Genomic DNA, 17,262 nt, shown 5'->3' on the forward strand with positions numbered 1-17,262 from the left:
ACGAGCGAGCGGCAGCGCCTCGACAAGTGGTTGTGGCACGCGCGGGTGGTGAAGGCGCGCACTTCCGCGGCCGAGCTCGTCGAAAAGGGCCATGTTCGCGTCAACGGTGAGCGCGAAAAGTCGCCAGGGCATGCGATCAAGATCGGCGACGTCATCACCGTCGCGCTGGATCGCACCGTGCGCGTCTTGAAAGTCACAGGCTTCAACGAACGCCGCGGCGACGCTGCCTCGGCACGGGTGCTCTACGAGGAGCTCGGGATGCGCAATTAATTGCGCATCGCATTCATTTCTTGGTCGATCAAACGCGCAAAGCCGTCATGATCGAGCTTTCCCGACCTTGCGGCGCCCGGCCATCCGCGCTACGCAAGCCCCGACTTTTAAAAGAGCTTTTCGGAGCGTTGGATGACTTACGTCGTCACTGAAAACTGCATCAAGTGCAAGTACACCGACTGCGTCGAGGTCTGCCCGGTCGACTGCTTCTACGAGGGTGACAACATGCTCGTCATCCACCCGGACGAGTGCATCGATTGCGGCGTGTGCGAGCCGGAATGCCCCGCCGACGCCATCAAGCCGGATACGGAACCGGGGCTGGAAAAGTGGCTTTCGGTCAACGCCGACTACGCCAAGAGCTGGCCGAACATCACCCAGAAGAAAGAATCACCTGCCGACGCCAAGGAATTCGACGGCATGGAAGGCAAGTTCGAGAAATATTTTTCTCCGAACCCCGGCTCCGGCGACTGAATCGGGCCTAAACTTAACCCTAATAGCGGCGCCGCCGCCGAAAACCAGCCCTGAAGACCCCTAAATCATTGATTTTTGCGGGAAATGTGCTATATTGGGCACATTAAGCCGAACCCTGTCAGCCCCGTTGGCCCCGCTGGGTTCCCGTGAAACCAAATGTCGAACAGGGGCGTGGCAGTTTCCGCGCGCAGGCTGTGTCACAGAAAACGCGTAAAAAGAGTACTTCAGCGAGGGCTTCCCATAAGGAGGCCAAAAAAGTCGCCGCGGCCAGCCGTAGCGCATCCAAGGGTCGGACCGCGACGAAGGCGCCGGCTGCAAAGTCCTCGAAGAACAAAAGAAGCGCAATGCCTAACAAGACTGCCAAACCGGCCGCGAAAGCGACCGTTGCCAAGCCTGCTGCCAAGCCTGTCGCTGCCAAGGCTCCCGCTGCCAAGCCCGCCGCGTCGAAGGCTCCCGTTGCTGCTCCTGCCAAGGCTCCCGTCGCTGCCGCCAAGCCTGCTGTGAAGGCCGCTGCACCCGCGCCGAAGGTCGAGGAAAAGAAGGTCGTGACCCAGCGTCAGGGCTTCAAGGCCAATGAATTCGTCGTCTATCCCGCTCACGGCGTCGGCCAGATCCTGGCGATCGAGGAGCAGGAGATCGCCGGCGCGAAGCTCGAGCTGTTCGTCATCAACTTCATCAAGGACAAGATGACGCTGCGCGTGCCGACCGCCAAGGTCGCCAATGTCGGCATGCGCAAGCTGTCCGAGCCGGCGCTGGTGAAGAAGGCGCTGGAGACGCTCAAGGGCCGCGCCCGCGTCAAGCGGACCATGTGGTCGCGCCGCGCCCAGGAATACGAAGCGAAGATCAATTCGGGCGACATCGTCGCGATCGCGGAAGTCGTGCGCGACCTCTATCGCTCGGAGTCGCAGCCGGAGCAGTCCTACAGCGAACGCCAGCTCTATGAAGCGGCGCTCGATCGTCTCTCCCGCGAGATCGCGGTGGTGCAGCACTCGACCGAGACCGAAGCGGTCAAGGAGATCGAGGCCCAGCTCGCCAAGAGCCCGCGCCGCAACGCCAAGGCGGAAGCCGCCGAGGGCGAGGCGGATGCCGAGGGCGAGGCCGACGATACCGATGGCGACGACACCACCGTCGCCGACGAGGCCGCGTAAGCAGCTTCGTTCTGCGCAAGCAATCAAAAGCCCGGCCGGTTGGCCGGGCTTTTTGTTTGGGGTCGTAGCCGTCATTCCGGGGCTCGCGAAGCGAGAGCTACGGTGCGCAATTGCGCACCCGAGAATCCATTCAACCACCGTCTCTGCGCCTGATGGATTCCGGGCTCGTGCTCCGCACGCCCCGGAATGACGGCGGTGAGACCTTGGTGAAGGCCTACTTCACCGGCCGCTTCTCGAGCTTCCGCGCCAGCGTCCTACGGTGCATCCCGAGCCTTCTCGCCGCTTCCGAGATGTTAAAGTCCGTCTCGATCAGGGTCTGGTGGATGCGCTCCCATTCCAGCGTCTTGATCGAGGTCGGCCGCGCATCGAGTGCGACTTCGGCATTGCCTTCGGCCTTGTTGAAGGCGGCTTCGATGTCGTCGGTGTTCGAGGGCTTTGCGAGATAGTGGCAGGCGCCGAGCTTGATCGCCTCCACGGCGGTAGAGATGCTGGCAAAGCCGGTCAGCACCACGATCAGCATATCAGGATCATGCGTGTGCAAGAGCTCGACGCAGGCAAGGCCCGAGGCGCCGCCGAGCTTGAGGTCGACGACGGCGTGGCCGAAGGAGCGCTCCTCCAGCACGCTCCGCACGTCCTCGATCGAGGCGGCGAGCACGACATCATAGCCGCGGCGCTCGAACGAGCGCTTCAGCGTGCGCGCAAAGCCGGCATCGTCCTCGACGACGATGAGCGAACGGTCAGGCGTCAAAATTCCCCCCCGATCGCCAGCGTTGCGAGCGGCAGCGTGAGGCGGACGGTGGCGCCGCGCTTCCTGTGGTTCTCGGCGGTCACGGTGCCTCCGAGCTTGCGCACGACGTTCACCACCAGGAACAGCCCGAGCCCGCCGCCGGCGCGGCCCTTGCTGGAGTGATAGGGTTTTCCGAGCTGCGCCAGCATCTCCGGCGCAAAGCCCGGGCCGCGATCGCTGATCGACAGCACGAGATTGTCGCCCTCGCGCTCGGCGACGAGCTCGACCCATTCCCGCGAGACCTCATAGGCGTTGTCGAGCACGTTGAAGATCACCTGCTTCAGCGCGATGTCGGAGACGATGGCGACGTCGGCGCCGAACGTATTGACGAAGTAGAGCGTCCGCGCCGAGCGCGCGTCGCGCCACTCGTCGACCAGGGCGGTCACGAAGGCCGTCACCGTCGTCGGCGATGAGCCTTCGCCGCGTGCTTCGCCCGCCGAGACCAGGATTCCCGTCACGATCGACTTGCAGCGTTGCAGCGAGGTCTCCATCTCCGCGAGGTCCTCGGCGAGCTCCTGGTCGGCGGCAAGATCGGGCATGCGGCGCCAATCGCTGAGGATGACCGAGAGCGAGGCGAGCGGTGTGCCGAGCTCATGGGCCGCGCCGGAGGCGAGCAGGCCCATGCGGACGATGTGATCCTGCTCGGCGGCATGCTGGCGCAGCGCCGCCAGATGCGCGTCGCGCTCCCTCAGGTTTCGATTGATGCGGGTGACGAACACCACCAGCAGCACCGCGTTGAGCACGAAACCCAAGAGCATGCCGGCGACCGTGAGCGTGTAAGTCTCGCTCAATGGGTTGGGCGGCAGGTCCAGCGGGCGGTATGCCAGCGTCAGCCAGACGAAACTCGCGCAGGTCAGCGCGACCAGCGACCATGTCGAGCGGGCATCGAGCAGCACCGCGCCGAGCGTCACCTGCAGCAGGAACAGCGAGGTGAAGGGATTGGTGGCGCCGCCGGAGAGGTAGAGCTGCGCGGTCAGCGCGGCGACGTCCAGCATCAAGGCGACCAGCAGCTCGTTGTTGGTGATCGCGGCGCGATGGCGCACCCAGACCAGGCTGGAAACGTTGAGCAGCACCAGCGCGCCGATCACCGCGCCCATCCGCTCCAGCGGCAGGGGAATGCCGAGCCAGAAATGCACGCCGCCGATGGTCACGATCTGGCCGACCACCGCGGTCCAGCGCAGCTGGATCAGCAGCGCCATGTTCTTGCGGTTGGTCCCGTCGTCGGTCGGCGCTGCACCGATCAGCTCGCTGCGCGCGTCGGCCTGCGATTGCAGCGTGACGGCCAGCCCGTCATGCGCAAGTGTTTGGGAAAGCGTCTTCCCGTCGTCAGGCCTGTTCGACGATCGTTCCAGCATCTGATCCCGTCCTGCGGGCGAGGGCATCGGAGCCGCCAGCCGTTTCGTGGACGAAGCGTTTGCGGCGGAACAGCCCGCCGCCGAATGTGACGAAGAGTTTACCCGCCAGCATGAAAGCCAGGGCGAACCACGTCAGCGCGTAGATCAGGTGGTTATTGGGAAAGCGAACCACGGTCAATCCGCCGATGGGACCGCCGCCGGATTGTGATCCGGCATCGGCATCGACGAAGAAAGGCGCGACATCGTGCAGACCGCGGGCCGCCGCGATCTCGGCGACATCGCGCGAATACCAGCGGTTGTGCTGGGGCACGTTGTTCCGGAGGAATCCGCCTTTCGGCTCCGTGATGCGGAGCAGGCCGGTGATCTCGACCTGGCCGTCCGGATTGCCGTCCCGGCGCGTCGATGCGTCACGCCGCTCCGACGGCACGAAGCCGCGATTGACCAGGATCTGTGTGCCGTCGCTGCGCAGAAGCGGCGTCAGTACCCAATAGCCCGGGCCTTCCTCGGTGACGGCCTGGACCAGCGTTTCACGATCGTGGAGGAAGCGGCCGGTGAGGCTGACATGCCTGTATTCGTCGTTTGCGGCGGAGACGGTGGGCCATGAAGCGGGCGAGGGGATCGGCTGGGCCGGGGCGTGGACGCGCTGCTCGACGCGGTCGATCAGCGCCAGCTTCCAGGCGCGGCGCTCGATCTGCCAGACGCCGAGCGCGATCAGGAGAACAAAGGCCGTCAGCGAGAGGACCGTGAGCCACAGGGAGGGACGCGCAGCCTTGCCGTGCGCGCCGCTCGCCTTGCTTGTCACGGTCCTGATCTCGCTCACTTCATTCCGCTCATCTGGTGCATCGGCATCATGTTGCTGTTGAGGTGGCTCATCACCCACAGCGAACCCGACAGCGCGATCACCACCATCACGATGGTGAAGATCAGCGCCATCATGCTCCAGCCGTTCTCGGACGTCGTGTTCATGTGCAGGAAGTAGATCATGTGCACGACGATCTGCACGACCGCGAAGGCCATGATGACGAGCGCGGTGATCTGCTTGCTCGGCAGCGCGCCGCTCATCACCAGCCAGAACGGGATCGCGGTGAGCACGACCGAGAGCACGAAGCCGAGGAGATAGGTCGAGAACGTGCCGTGGGCGTGGCCGCCTTCGTGGTGATGATCGTCCGCATGGGCGGCATGGGTATCGGTGTTCATCGCAGAACTCCCAGGAGATAGACGAAGGTGAAGACGCCGATCCAGACCACGTCGAGGAAGTGCCAGAACATCGACAGGCACATCAGGCGGCGGCGGTTGGCTTCGATCAGGCCGAACTTCTGGACCTGCACCATCAGCGTCACCAGCCAGATCAGGCCGCAGGAGACATGAAGTCCGTGGGTGCCGACCAGGGTGAAGAACGCCGACAGGAAGGCGCTGCGCTGGGGCGTGGCGCCTTCATGGATCATGTGGGCGAACTCGGTGAGCTCGATGCCGATGAAGGCGAGACCGAACAGGCCGGTGATCGCCAGCCAGACTTGCGTCTGCGCGACCTTGTTCTGCTGCATCGTCAGCATCGCAAAACCATACGTGATCGACGACAGCAGCAGCATCGAGGTGTTCACCGCGACCAGGTTCAGGTCGAACAGGTCCTTCGGCGCCGGTCCGGCGGCGTAATTGCCGCCGAGCACGCCGAAGGTGGCGAACAGGATCGCGAAGATGAGACAGTCGCTCATCAGGTAGATCCAGAAGCCGAGCGAGGTGCTCCAGCCTTCCGGATGCGGATGCTCGTCGGCGAGGTAGAAGACCGGCTCGCCGGTCTGGGAGGGATTGACAGCGACAGTCATTTACTTGGCTCCGGCGAGCAGTTTGGTGCGCGCGTCCTCGGCCCGGATGACGTCTTCAGCCGGAATGTCGAAGTCGCGGTGATAGTTGAAGGTGTGACCGATGCCGACCACGAGCAGCCCGGCGAAACTCACGGCGGCCAGCCACCAGATGTACCAGATCAGGCCGAATCCCATCGCGGTGGCGAGGCCGGCAAGGATGATGCCGGTGCCGGTGCTGCTGGGCATGTGGATCGGCCTGAACCCGGTGAGCGGACGCTGGTAGCCGCGCTTCTTCATGTCCCACCACGCGTCATTGTCGTGAACGACGGGGGTGAAGGCGAAGTTGTAGTCCGGCGGCGGCGAGGAGGTCGCCCATTCCAGCGTGCGCGCGTCCCAGGGATCGCCGGTGACGTCCTTGAGCTGCTCGCGCCTGAGGAAGCTGACCGCGAACTGAACCAGCATGCAGACGATGCCGAGCAGGACGAGGAAGGCCCCGATCGCGGCGATGACGAACCAGATCTGCAAGGACGGGTCGTCGAACACGCGCAGGCGGCGGGTCACGCCCATCAGGCCGAGCACGTAGAGTGGCATGAAGGCGAGGTAGAAGCCGGTGACCCAGAACCAGAACGACATCTTGCCCCAGAACGGATCGAGCTTGAAGCCGAACGCTTTCGGGAACCAGTAGGAGATGCCGGCGAAGGCACCGAACACCACGCCGCCGATGATCACGTTGTGGAAGTGCGCGATCAGGAACAGGCTGTTGTGCAGCACGAAGTCGGCCGGCGGCACCGCCAGCAACACGCCGGTCATGCCGCCGACCACGAAGGTCAGCATGAAGGCGATCGTCCACATCATCGGCAGCTCGTAGCGGATGCGGCCGCGATACATCGTGAACAGCCAGTTGAACATCTTCGCGCCCGTCGGGATCGAGATGATCATCGTGGTGATGCCGAAGAACGAGTTGACGCTGGCGCCCGAGCCCATCGTGAAGAAATGGTGCAGCCACACCAGGTACGACAGGATGGTGATGACGACCGTGGCGTAGACCATCGAGGTGTAGCCGAACAGCCGCTTGCCGGAGAAAGTCGAGGTCACCTCCGAGAAGATGCCGAACGCCGGGAGAACCAAGATGTAGACCTCGGGATGGCCCCAGATCCAGATCAGGTTCACGTACATCATCGGGCTGCCGCCGAAATCGTTCGTGAAGAAGTTGGTGCCGACGTAGCGGTCGAGCGAGAGCAGCGCGAGCACGACGGTCAGGACGGGGAAGGAGGCGACGATGAGGACGTTGGTGCAGAGCGAGGTCCAGGTGAAGACGGGCATCTTCATCATGGTCATGCCGGGACAGCGCAGCTTGACGATGGTGCAGATCAGGTTGATGCCTGACAACGTCGTTCCGACGCCGGCGACCTGCAGCGCCCAGATGTAATAGTCGACGCCGACGTCAGGACTGTAGCCGATGTTCGACAGCGGCGGATAAGCCAGCCAGCCGGTGCGGGCGAATTCGCCGATGAACAGCGAGGCCATCACCAGCACCGCGCCGCCGACCGTCATCCAGAAGCTGAAATTGTTCAGGAACGGGAACGACACGTCGCGCGCACCGATCTGGAGCGGCACGACGTAGTTCATCAGGCCCGTGACCAGCGGCATGGCCACGAAGAAGATCATGATCACGCCGTGGGCGGTGAAGACCTGATCGTAATGATGGGCGTTGAGATAACCTTCGGAGCCGCCAAACGCGAGCATCTGCTGGCCGCGCATCATCAGCGCATCGGCAAAGCCCCGCAGCAGCATCACGATGCCGAGGATCATGTACATGATGCCGATGCGCTTGTGGTCGACGGTGGTGAACCATTCGCGCCAGAGATAGCCCCAGAGGCGGAAATAGGTGAGACCGCCGAGCAGGGCGGCGCCGCCGAGCGCGACAACGGCGAAAGTGCCAACGACGATCGGCTCGTGCAGCGGCAGCGATTCGAAGCCGAGCCGGCCGAAGATGAGCTTGAGAAGATCAGGAGACATGCGGGGATCTCTTTAGGAGTCTGACTTCGGACGCAGTCCGAGGAAGAAGGACGAGGACTCGAGCGGCGCGAAGCTCGGCCGCTTCAGGCCGGCGCCGAGCAGCGGCGCCGTGTCGACGGGAGCCAGGATGGACGCCGTGGTCTTGCCCTGCGGCGCATCGGGCGTGCAGGTGCCGGCCACGAAGGTCGGCTCCGGCCCGAGCGGGGTGCCGCGGCGGGCGTACTTGTCGTAAGTGAGCGGCAGGGTGTTGTTCAGGCCCTCATGGCCGTTGCCGCCCTTGGCGTCGATCGCCATCATCTCGCTCTGGCACATCTTGCCGGTCTCGACGCACATGTTGAGGATCAGACGGTAGAGATCGGAGTCGATCGTGCCGTAGCGGCGCACCGGCTCGTTCTGGCTGGGCTTTTCGAGCTGGAGATATTCGGCGCGGCCGAGCGACCCGCCGGCCGACTTGGCGCTGGCGATCCAGGCGTCAAAACCCTTGTCGTCGAGTCCCCTAAAGTTGAAGTGCATGCCGGAGAAGCCGGCGCCGCTGTAGTTCGCCGAGAAGCCCTTGTACGTGCCAGCGTGGTTGACGACGGCGTGGAGCTTCGTCTCCATGCCCGGCATCGCGTAGATCTGGCCGGCGAGCGCGGGGATGTAGAACGAGTTCATCACCGAGGACGCGGTGATGCGGAATTTGATCGGACGGTCGACCGGAGCTGCGAGCTCGTTGACGGTGGCGATGCCGTAGTCCGGATAGATGAAGAGCCACTTCCAGTCGAGCGCGACGACGTCGACCTCGAGTGGGTCCTTGGACTGATCCACGGCGCGGTCGGCATGGATGCGGCCGAGCGTGCGATAGGGGTCGAGCAGATGCGTGCCCATCCAGGTCAGCGCGCCCAGGCAGACGATGATCAGCAGCGGTGCCGACCAGATCACCAGCTCGAGCTTGGTCGAGTGGTCCCATTCCGGCTCGTAGCGAGCGGCCGTGTTGGACTGGCGATAGCGCCAGGCGAACAGCACCGTCAGCGCCATCACGGGAACGACGATCAGAAGCATCAGGACGGTGGAGATGATGACGAGGTCGCGCTGCTGGGCAGCGATATCGCCGGCTGGCGCCAGCACGACGTAGTCGCAGCCGCTGAGCGCGGCAGCCAGAGGTAGTAGCGCCAGGATCTTGAGACGAGACACGGGCCGAGCCTTTGAGAATGAGTTTCTTTTGCGGGGCCAACGGGTAGCTGCGGCGCAGCAATCCGGACATTGGACAATTTGTCCAATGTTGCAGTGCGGAATGTTGGGCCAGAGAAGGCCAGATTGCCCGGCGCCCGCCGGGCGGTCGGCTTTGGTTTTCAGGACGTTAAGGGCGCACGAATGGCGACGGCACAGACCCCTGCAATGGCAGACCTCCACTCGGGTGAGCACGGCCACGACCAGGCCAGTCCCGGCGAGATCGCCATCGGCGTCATCATCGGCCGCACCTCGGAATTCTTCGACTTCTTCGTCTTCGCGATCGCCTCGGTGATCGTGTTCCCGCGCCTGGTGTTCCCATTCGCGAGCGAGCTGACCGGCACGCTCTATTCCTTCATGATCTTCGCGCTGGCCTTCATGGCCCGTCCGATCGGCACCGTCATTTTCATGACGGTGGACCGCGCCTACGGCAAGACCGCCAAGCTGATCTCGGCGCTGTTCCTGCTCGGCACCGCCACGGTCGCGCTCGCGTTCCTGCCCGGCTATCACGACATCGGCGTTGCCGCGATCTGGCTGCTGGCTCTGGCGCGCATCGCGCAGGGTCTGGCCTGGGGCGGCGCCTGGGACGGCATGGCTTCGCTGCTGGCGCTGAACGCGCCGCCCTCCAAGCGCGGCTGGTACGCGATGGTGCCGCAGCTCGGCGCTCCGCTCGGGCTGATCGTGGCGAGCGCGCTGTTCGCCTATTTCGCCGGCAACCTCTCGGCCGACGATTTCTTCGATTGGGGTTGGCGCTATCCGTTCTTCGTCGCGTTTGCCATCAACGTCGTGGCGCTGTTTGCGCGCCTGCGCATGGTGACGACGGAGGAATATGCCTCGCTGTTCGAGACCCGCGAGCTTCAGCCCGCGCGCATCTCCGACACCGTCGCGAGCGAAGGCCAGAACATCATGTTGGGGGCGTTCGCGCCGCTCGCGAGCTTCGCGCTGTTCCACATGGTCACGGTGTTTCCGCTGTCCTGGGTGTTCCTGTTCACCCGCGAAAGCCCGGTGCGCTTTTTGATCATCGAGATCGTCGCCGCCGTGTTCGGTGTCGGCGCGATCGTGATGTCCGGCATCATCGCCGACCGTGTCGGCCGCAAGTCGCTGCTGATGGGATCGGCGATCGCGATCGCGATCTATAGCGGCTTTGCCCCGCAGCTGCTCGATGCCGGCGCGTTCGGCGAGACCATCTACATGGTGATCGGCTTCATCCTGCTCGGCTTGTCGTTCGGCCAGTCCTCGGGCGCGATCGCCTCGAACTTCAAGCAGGCCTATCGCTACACGGCGTCCGCGCTGACCTCCGACATGGCCTGGCTGTTCGGCGCCGGCTTCGCGCCGCTGGTCGCATTGCTGCTCGCCACCAATCTCGGCGTCATCGCTTCGGGCGCGTATCTGTTGTCCGGTGCGTTCTGGACGTTGCTTGCGCTCTGGCTCAGCGGCCAGCGTGAGGCCGGGGACATGGACGCGGGGACGCCGGAGACCAAGCGCTAGTTTCGTAGGGTGGGTTAGCGAAGCGTAACCCACCAACTTCGTTCCGCATGTGCCGATGCGCGGTGGGTTACGCCTTCGGCTAACCCACCCTACAAGAGCGCGATTCGGGTTCACGCTGAGCGTGCCCCGGGATGACGCGCTTAGCGCACGTCAATCCGCCACGATCTTCACGCGATCGCGCACCTTTACCTGCGCGGTGCGATCGAGGCCGTTCAGCACGCGAAAACGCTCGGCGGGATGATCGACGCCGGCCATGCGGTGGGAGAGCGATTCCACGGTGTCGCCGGGCTGCACGGTGATGACCTTGATGCGGAGCGGACGGGCGGCCTGGATCTCGTCCAGCGTCAGGCGGCGGAATGAATTGACGGTCTCGCGCGCGTTGCGCTCGCTCTCGGTCGACTTCTGCCGTGTCGCAAAGATGAAGCGATAGACGTCGCTGCCGAAGCGCAGCGCGTAGACCTTGAACTGCCACTGGTCGCCCTTGGCGGCGGCGGAGGCGGCCGGAAAGCCGTTGATGGTGATGTCTTCGGTGGAGGCCTTCTCGACGCCCTCCATCCAGCCGGAATTGAGGTAGTCGCCGAGCGACTGCTCGGCCGGCACCCGCACCACGTCGAAACGCATCGCCTGTGCGCCGCCCTCGCGCACGCCGATCACGGCCTGGGCGGTGTTGTCGAGCGTGAAATTGTCCGGCGCCTGGAAGGTGAAGCCCAGCTTCGGATGCAGGAAGCGGCGGCCGCGGACAAAACCTTCGCTGGGGTCTTCGCCGTAGACGAGGTTGTCGATCGCCGCGAGATAAGTCTCGCGATCGCGCTCGGCGCCTTCAGGCGCAGTATATTGCCGCGCAATGGTTTGCGCGTTCTGCACGCGCTCCGGGGTCGCCGGATGCGACGAGGTGAAATCCTGCGCGCGCGGATCGAGCGAGCTCTTGCCGGCCTTCAGCTCGGCATTGCGCTCCATCGCCGAGAGGAAGCGCGCCGCACCATAAGGGTCGAAATGCGCCTTGGCGGAGATGCCGACGCCGATGCCGTCAGCCTCGAACTCCTGCTTGCGCGAAAAGCTCGCCATGGTGAGCTTGGTCTTGGCCAGCGCGAGAGCGGTGAGGTCGGGGTCGTTGCTCATGTCGGTGACGACGCGGGTGACGATCGCGGCCTGGCGCGCCTGGTCCTCGCGCATCGCGGCGTGCTTGGACAGCACATGCGCCATCTCGTGGCTGAGCACGGAGGACAATTCCGAGGTGTCGCTGGCGAGCGCGAGAAGTCCGCGGGTGACATAGAGCTGGCCGTTCGGCAGCGCGAAGGCGTTCACCGCGCCGGAATTGAGGATGGTGACCTTGTAGCCCTGATCGGGACGGTCGGAGGCCGCGACCAGCCGGTCGACGGTCTTGGTGACGAGTGATTCGAGCCTGGGATCGTCATACGTGCCGCCATAGCTCGCCAGGATGCGCTCGTGCTCCTTCTCGGTGGCGGGGGTCTGTGCGACGGCCGGCTTCGGCTTCGGCATCGCGACGGTCGCCGGGACGGCCGCGGTCTGGAATCGGCCCATATCGCCGCAGCCCGCCAGCGCCGTGCCCAGCACGAGGCATAGCGCGGCCGGCGCAGCCCGCAGGCGGCGGCCCTCATTCCGTACGTGCCGTTCTAGCACCCCATTCACGTCGCTTAACCCGTGCCTGGCCTGATTTAAGGCCGTACCCCTGTCGGCTCGTTTGCGCCCAGCAACTCGACCTGCCCCACGAGCCGCACATCGATCCGCGGTCCCGTACTCCCCTCGACCCAGCCCCGGACGCGAATACGCTTACTTTCCATGGACTTAAGGGTGATTCCAGCGCTTTCGAACGCCGGTAGCGTGCGCTTTGAAATAGTCGCGGCAAAGCCACGTGTCCAGTTCCGTCCGAAGTTGAGGTAGGTCATTGCCCCAGCTTGCCGGACCGACAGGACTTTACCCTCGACCACCACAAAGCGCCCGATCCCCGCCAAAATATCGTCCGGACTTTCCGCGTTTTTTATGGCCGACGGGTCAGCCCAGCTGCCCTTTTTTTGGCGCCGCGCTTCGGCCTCCGACGTCATCAGGGCCGCCGCGCAGTCCTTGTCCGTGATTTCGGCCGAGACCATGGCGTCGCCCTGGGCGAGCAGCATGGCCTGCACCGGGGTATCGCTTTCGCCGATGAAGACCAGCGCGCCCTGGCGGCCGTAGCGGTCGGGTGTGTCGTCGCTGCCGCGAAGCGTCACGTCGCGGCCAGCGAGCAGCGAAGCCAGCGCCTGCTTCGTGGTCGCCGTCGGCTCGATTCCGGCGAGGCGGATTTCGCGGCCGTCGTCGAGACGGACGCTGCGGGCATCGACGATGGCGACGACGCGGCCTTCGCCTTGCGACTCGAACTGGCACGGTGCGGCGGACGCGGTGTGACTCGCGACGAGAAGGATTGCGATGATGAGGTGAAGCCGTTGCGCCACGTGACCCGGAAAGGTTGTGTTACTTGCTAACCATAACTCAAGCGTCGTGGGCCGCGAAGAGGGTTCGTCATACTCCGTCATTGCGAGGAGCTCTTGCGACGAAGCAATCCAGACTGTCTCCGCGGAAAGACTCTGGATTGCTTCGCTGCGCTCGCAATGACGCGGAAACATTTTGCGTCATTCCACCATTCCGCTTTGCGGAAAACATGCGCGGCATTCCTGCGCGCATCGCAGCTCGCGCTTGCTGCGCTCTTGCGCATGCGGCATGATTGCGGCAACAGCAATAACCAAGAGCAATAACCAAGCCGCCATCAGAGTACGGCGCGATAAGGGAGATCTTTTCCATGAAGACAATTTTGTCGGGCATTTTTGCCGCCGCGTTTGCCCTCAGTGCGAGCGCCGCCGCGCAGGCCCAGGACAAGCCACCGCTGAAGATCGGCGGCATCCTCGACATGTCGAGCCTCTATGCCGACATCACCGGTCCCGGCAGCGAGACTGCGGCCAAGATGGCCGTTGAGGATTTCGGCGGCGAGGTGCTGGGGCGCAAGATCCAGGTGCTCGCGGCCGACCATCAAAACAAGGCCGATCTCTCCGCCAACATCGCCCGCGACATGCTCGACAACCAGGGCGTCGAGATGATTTACGACGTCGCGGCTTCCGCGACCGCGCTTGCGGCCGGCGAGATCGCCAAAGCGCGCAACAAGATCGTCATCTTCAACGGCCCGGGCTCGATCCGTCTCACCAACGAGGCCTGCGGTCCCTACACCATCCACTACGTGTTCGACACCTACGGCCAGGCCAACGTGACCGGCCTTGCGGCCGTGAAGTCGGGCCTCGATAGCTGGTTCTTCCTCACCGCCGATTACGCCTTCGGCCAGGACCTGGAGAAGGACACCAGTGCCGTCGTCATCAAGACCGGCGGCAAGGTGCTGGGCAGCGTGCGTCATCCGCTCAACACGTCGGACTTCTCCTCCTTCCTGCTGCAGGCCCAGGCCTCCAAGGCCAAGGTGATCGGGCTTGCGAATGCCGGTGGCGACACCGTCAACGCGATCAAGCAGGCGGCCGAGTTCGGCATCACCAAGGGCGGCCAGAAGGTCTCGCCGCTGCTCGCCTTCGTCACCGACATCGACTCGATCGGTCTGGAGACCGCGCAGGGCCTGCTGCTCGCGGAAGCCTTCTACTGGGATCTCAACGACGACACGCGCGCATTCTCGAAGCGCTTCCAGGAGCGCGTGAAGCGGCCGCCGACCTCGGCACAGGCCGGCGTCTACTCCTCCGTCACCCATTACCTGAAGGCGGTGAAGGCGGCCGGCACGACCGATGCAGCGACTGTCATGAAGGTGATGAAGGAGACGCCGATCAACGACTTCTTCGCCAAGGGTGGCAAGATCCGCGAGGACGGCCGCATGATCCACGACATGTATCTGTTCGAGGTGAAGAAGCCGTCGGAATCGAAGGGCCGCTGGGACGATTACAAGCTGCTCGCCACCGTGCCCGGCAGCGAGGCGTTCCAGTCGCTGGAGCAGTCGCGCTGCCCGCTGGTGAAGAAGTGACGCGAAGCGTCATCCCGGGGCGCGCATGAGCGCGAACCCGGAATCCATCGGGCCGCAGTGATCGTCGACAAATGGATTCCGGGCTCGCGCTTCGCGCGCCCCGGAATGACGAAGGAAACAACAAGGGAGACGCCCCATGAACGACATGGTCCTGCAGAAGCTCGAAGGCGGGCTGCTCACCATCACGATGAACCGCCCGGAGCGGAAGAACGCGCTCAATCCCGAGATGGTGGCAGGGCTGGTCGAAGCCGCACGCCGTGCGGCTGACGATCCGGAGGTGCGCGCGGTGCTGTTCAAGGGCGCCGGCGGCAGCTTCTGTGTCGGCGGCGACGTCAAGTCGATGGCGGCAGGCCGCGCCCCGCTGCCGTTCGAGCAGAAGCTTGCGAATTTGCGCCGCGGCATGGAGGTCTCGCGCATCCTGCACCAGATGCCAAAGCCCGTGGTGGCGCAGCTCGATGGTGCCGCGGCCGGCGCCGGCCTGTCGATGGCGCTGTCTTGCGATCTCCGCATCGCTAGCGAATCCTGCAAGATCACCACCGCCTTCGCCAAGGTCGGCTTCTCCGGCGATTACGGCGGCACCTATTTCCTCACCCAGCTGCTCGGCAGCGCGCGGGCGCGCGAGCTTTATCTGATGTCGCCGGTGCTCACCGCCAGGGAAGCGCATGCGATCGGCATGGTGACCAAGGTCGTGCCCGATGCCGAGATCGACGCCGCCGCGCATGAGCTCGCGCTGTCACTGGCGCAGGGGCCGTCGATCGCGCTCGGCTTCATCAAGCGCAACATCAACAATGCCGAGCATCTGCCGCTGGAAGATTGCTTCGACGGCGAGGCGATCCATCACACCCGCTGCAGCGACACCGAGGATCACAAGGAGGCCGCAAAAGCCTTCGTCGAGAAGCGCAAGCCGACCTTCAGGGGCGCCTGACCATGGCGCCCTATCTACGGTTGCGGCAGATCTGCCTGGTCGCGCCGCAGCTCGCGCCCGTGATCTCCGACATCGCGGCGATCATGGGCCTCGCCGTCTGCTACCGCGACGGCAATGTCGCAAAATACGGCCTGGAGAACGCGCTGCTCCCGGTCGACACGATTTTGCTGGAGGTGGTCGCGCCCTTCAAGGACGGCACCACGGCCGGCCGCTTCATCGAGAAGACCGGCGGCCGCGGTGGCTACATGGCGATCTTCTGCTGCAATGATCCCGACGAGCGTGGCCGCAACGCCAACGCGCTTGGCGTGCGGACCGCGAACGTCATCGACCATGCGCCCTATCACGGCGTCCAGCTCCACCCCCGTGACTGCCGTGCCGCCTTCATCGAGTTGAATCACACCGACGGCAGCGATGACATCCTGGGCGCTTATCCGCCGGCCGGCCCGGATTGGCAGAAATTCATCCGCAAGGATGTGACGCTGGCGCTCACCGGCGTGGAGATGCAGAGCCCTGATCCGGCGGGGCTGGCGGAGCACTGGGGCAAGATCATCGGTGTTGCGCCTGAAGGTGCCGAGCTGAAACTGCCCAACGCCACCTTCCGCTTCGTGAAGGGCGCCAGCGAGATCATGAGCGCGCTCGAGTTTCGGGTCGCGGATCGGGCGAGCGTGCTGCATGCCGCGAAAGCCAGGGGGCTCGCGGTGGCGGGGAACGAGTTCCTGCTTGGCGGGGTGACGTTCCGGCTTGTGGCTTAGGAGTTGCCTCACCTACCGCCGTCGTCCCGGACAAGCGAAGCGCAGATCCGGGACCTCCGCGCGAGCACTTGCGCTCCTCGCCATAGCCACAGGGAGTGGTTTGGCGAAGACTCGTAGTGCCCAGCTTTGCGCGACAATCTCTTCCTGTGGTTATGGGTCCCTGCTTTCGCAGGGACGACAGGGGAGGATGCCGCGACGCTGACGTGATACGAAGCTACCTCCCCTTGAAATTCGCCGCGCGCCGTTCTTCCGTGGCCTTGACGCCTTCCTTGAAATCCTCCGTCGCGCGCAGCCGTGTCTGCTCGGCGAGCTCGTGGTTGGTCGCAGCCATGACGCGGTCGGCCAATCCGGCGCGCATCGTGGCGCGGGTGGAGAGCAGGCCGAGCGGGGAGCATTCGGCGATCTCGCCGGCGAGCTTCATCGCGGCCGCCTTGACCTGGTCCTGCGGCACCAGCTCGTTGGCGAGGCCCCATTTGTAGGCCTCTTCGCCGGTGACGCGGCGGCTGGTGTAGAACATCAGCTCGGCGTTGTTCTTGCCGATCAGCTCCGGGAGCGTCGTCGTCAGGCCGAAGCCGGGATGGAAGCCGAGTTTCGTGAAATTCGCGGAGAAACGCGCTTCCGGGCAGGTGACGCGGAAATCGGCGGAGACGGCGAGGCCCAATCCGCCGCCGATGGCGGCGCCCTGCACGGCCGCGACGATCGGCTTCTTGGCGCGGAAGATGCGCACGGCCTGGATGTAGAGATGGTTGATCGGGCCGAGATTGTCGGCGGGGTCACCCTTCTTCTCGGCCTCGCGCGCCTCCTGCGCCTGCCGCGCCGGATCGCCAAAGTTTGCGCCGGCGCAGAACGCCTTGCCCTGGGCCGAGAGAACGGAGGCACGGATCTCGATGTCACGGTCGAACTCGTCGAGCGCGTCCGCGATCTGGTTGATCAGCGAAATGTCGAAGAAGTTCAGCGGCGGGCGGCGGATCTCGATGGTGCCGACGTGTCCGACCTTCTCGACGCCGATGTCTTTGTATGTGGTCATGATGATCCT

General features: G+C 64.5%; 16 protein-coding genes and 1 pseudogene. 7 read left to right on the forward strand and 10 right to left on the reverse strand.

Features of this window, described 5'->3' with window-relative positions:
* Positions 1–6 precede the first annotated feature (6 nt).
* From AABA86_RS27340 to AABA86_RS27350, 3 genes and pseudogenes are all read left to right on the forward strand, one after another.
* Positions 7–270: pseudogene (locus tag AABA86_RS27340) on the forward strand (RNA-binding S4 domain-containing protein); the annotation flags it as partial.
* Between the two features lie 132 nt (positions 271–402).
* Positions 403–741: a ferredoxin FdxA gene (gene fdxA / locus AABA86_RS27345; protein WP_011082989.1), complete on the forward strand. Its 339-nt coding sequence runs from the start codon at positions 403–405 to the stop codon at positions 739–741.
* 344 nt (positions 742–1,085) lie between these two features.
* A complete protein-coding gene (locus tag AABA86_RS27350) occupies positions 1,086–1,889 on the forward strand; it encodes a CarD family transcriptional regulator (RefSeq protein WP_212247033.1) in 804 nt (267 codons plus the stop codon).
* Positions 1,890–2,103: 214 nt separating this feature from the next.
* Here AABA86_RS27350 and AABA86_RS27355 read toward each other — a convergent pair whose 3' ends face one another.
* From AABA86_RS27355 to cyoA, 7 genes are read right to left on the reverse strand one after another with little or no spacing between them, the layout of a single operon-like run.
* Entirely contained in the window at positions 2,104–2,637 is a 534-nt protein-coding gene (locus AABA86_RS27355; RefSeq protein ID WP_212247032.1) for a response regulator transcription factor, read from the reverse strand.
* Positions 2,634–4,031, reverse strand: coding sequence for an ATP-binding protein (locus tag AABA86_RS27360; RefSeq protein ID WP_338309050.1), 1,398 nt, complete (start codon positions 4,029–4,031; stop codon positions 2,634–2,636). The genes AABA86_RS27355 and AABA86_RS27360 overlap by 4 nt, the downstream gene beginning before the upstream one ends.
* A complete protein-coding gene (locus AABA86_RS27365) occupies positions 4,003–4,851 on the reverse strand; it encodes an SURF1 family protein (RefSeq protein ID WP_338309051.1) in 849 nt (282 codons plus the stop codon). Before AABA86_RS27365 ends, AABA86_RS27360 begins: the two co-directional genes overlap by 29 nt.
* A complete protein-coding gene (cyoD, locus tag AABA86_RS27370; RefSeq protein ID WP_212247026.1) occupies positions 4,848–5,228 on the reverse strand; it encodes a cytochrome o ubiquinol oxidase subunit IV in 381 nt (126 codons plus the stop codon). The genes AABA86_RS27365 and cyoD overlap by 4 nt, the downstream gene beginning before the upstream one ends.
* The gene (gene cyoC / locus AABA86_RS27375) at positions 5,225–5,854 is read right to left on the reverse strand and encodes a cytochrome o ubiquinol oxidase subunit III (RefSeq protein ID WP_097666919.1); all 630 of its coding nucleotides are present in this window, start codon (positions 5,852–5,854) and stop codon (positions 5,225–5,227) included. Before cyoC ends, cyoD begins: the two co-directional genes overlap by 4 nt.
* A complete protein-coding gene (gene cyoB, locus AABA86_RS27380; protein WP_338309052.1) occupies positions 5,855–7,852 on the reverse strand; it encodes a cytochrome o ubiquinol oxidase subunit I in 1,998 nt (665 codons plus the stop codon).
* A 12-nt stretch (positions 7,853–7,864) separates the two neighbouring features.
* Positions 7,865–9,025 (reverse strand): ubiquinol oxidase subunit II, encoded by a 1,161-nt coding sequence (gene cyoA / locus AABA86_RS27385; protein ID WP_338309053.1) that lies wholly within the window; start codon positions 9,023–9,025, stop codon positions 7,865–7,867.
* A gap of 180 nt (positions 9,026–9,205) precedes the next feature.
* Here cyoA and AABA86_RS27390 point away from each other — a divergent pair, with 180 nt between their 5' ends.
* Positions 9,206–10,549: an MFS transporter gene (locus AABA86_RS27390; protein ID WP_338309054.1), complete on the forward strand. Its 1,344-nt coding sequence runs from the start codon at positions 9,206–9,208 to the stop codon at positions 10,547–10,549.
* 150 nt (positions 10,550–10,699) lie between these two features.
* Here AABA86_RS27390 and AABA86_RS27395 read toward each other — a convergent pair whose 3' ends face one another.
* A complete protein-coding gene (locus AABA86_RS27395; RefSeq protein ID WP_246550136.1) occupies positions 10,700–12,091 on the reverse strand; it encodes a M48 family metalloprotease in 1,392 nt (463 codons plus the stop codon).
* Positions 12,092–12,225: 134 nt separating this feature from the next.
* Entirely contained in the window at positions 12,226–13,077 is an 852-nt protein-coding gene (locus tag AABA86_RS27400; protein WP_338309055.1) for a thermonuclease family protein, read from the reverse strand.
* Positions 13,078–13,340: 263 nt separating this feature from the next.
* Between AABA86_RS27400 and AABA86_RS27405 the strand changes: the two genes are divergently transcribed.
* The 3 genes from AABA86_RS27405 (at position 13,341) to AABA86_RS27415 (ending at position 16,226) form a co-directional block, all read left to right on the forward strand.
* On the forward strand, positions 13,341–14,549 hold the full coding sequence (locus AABA86_RS27405; protein ID WP_338309056.1) for an ABC transporter substrate-binding protein: 1,209 nt from the start codon (positions 13,341–13,343) through the stop codon (positions 14,547–14,549).
* A 136-nt stretch (positions 14,550–14,685) separates the two neighbouring features.
* Positions 14,686–15,474: an enoyl-CoA hydratase gene (locus tag AABA86_RS27410; protein WP_212247014.1), complete on the forward strand. Its 789-nt coding sequence runs from the start codon at positions 14,686–14,688 to the stop codon at positions 15,472–15,474.
* Positions 15,475–15,476: 2 nt separating this feature from the next.
* Complete coding sequence (locus AABA86_RS27415; protein WP_338309057.1) at positions 15,477–16,226, forward strand: hypothetical protein; 750 nt, start codon at positions 15,477–15,479, stop codon at positions 16,224–16,226.
* 214 nt (positions 16,227–16,440) lie between these two features.
* On the opposite strand, the gene AABA86_RS27420 is transcribed toward AABA86_RS27415, so the two are convergent.
* The gene (locus AABA86_RS27420) at positions 16,441–17,253 is read right to left on the reverse strand and encodes an enoyl-CoA hydratase/isomerase family protein (protein WP_338309058.1); all 813 of its coding nucleotides are present in this window, start codon (positions 17,251–17,253) and stop codon (positions 16,441–16,443) included.
* Positions 17,254–17,262: the final 9 nt, after the last annotated feature.

The organism is Bradyrhizobium sp. TM233 (assembly GCF_036247965.1).
In the GTDB taxonomy this organism is placed as follows: domain Bacteria; phylum Pseudomonadota; class Alphaproteobacteria; order Rhizobiales; family Xanthobacteraceae; genus Bradyrhizobium; species Bradyrhizobium ottawaense.

Bases quoted from the DNA above. Each gene is read 5' to 3' on its own strand.
- AABA86_RS27360 (WP_338309050.1), bottom strand. From the start codon at position 4,031: ATGCTGGAACGATCGTCGAACAGGCCTGACGACGGGAAGACGCTTTCC.
- cyoD (WP_212247026.1), bottom strand. From the start codon at position 5,228: ATGAACACCGATACCCATGCCGCCCATGCGGACGATCATCACCACGAA.
- AABA86_RS27400 (WP_338309055.1), bottom strand. From the start codon at position 13,077: ATGACGGAGTATGACGAACCCTCTTCGCGGCCCACGACGCTTGAGTTA.
- AABA86_RS27405 (WP_338309056.1), top strand. From the start codon at position 13,341: ATGAAGACAATTTTGTCGGGCATTTTTGCCGCCGCGTTTGCCCTCAGT.
- AABA86_RS27395 (WP_246550136.1), bottom strand. From the start codon at position 12,091: ATGGGCCGATTCCAGACCGCGGCCGTCCCGGCGACCGTCGCGATGCCG.
- cyoC (WP_097666919.1), bottom strand. From the start codon at position 5,854: ATGACTGTCGCTGTCAATCCCTCCCAGACCGGCGAGCCGGTCTTCTAC.
- fdxA (WP_011082989.1), top strand. From the start codon at position 403: ATGACTTACGTCGTCACTGAAAACTGCATCAAGTGCAAGTACACCGAC.
- AABA86_RS27410 (WP_212247014.1), top strand. From the start codon at position 14,686: ATGAACGACATGGTCCTGCAGAAGCTCGAAGGCGGGCTGCTCACCATC.
- AABA86_RS27390 (WP_338309054.1), top strand. From the start codon at position 9,206: ATGGCGACGGCACAGACCCCTGCAATGGCAGACCTCCACTCGGGTGAG.
- AABA86_RS27350 (WP_212247033.1), top strand. From the start codon at position 1,086: ATGCCTAACAAGACTGCCAAACCGGCCGCGAAAGCGACCGTTGCCAAG.
- AABA86_RS27415 (WP_338309057.1), top strand. From the start codon at position 15,477: ATGGCGCCCTATCTACGGTTGCGGCAGATCTGCCTGGTCGCGCCGCAG.
- cyoB (WP_338309052.1), bottom strand. From the start codon at position 7,852: ATGTCTCCTGATCTTCTCAAGCTCATCTTCGGCCGGCTCGGCTTCGAA.
- AABA86_RS27420 (WP_338309058.1), bottom strand. From the start codon at position 17,253: ATGACCACATACAAAGACATCGGCGTCGAGAAGGTCGGACACGTCGGC.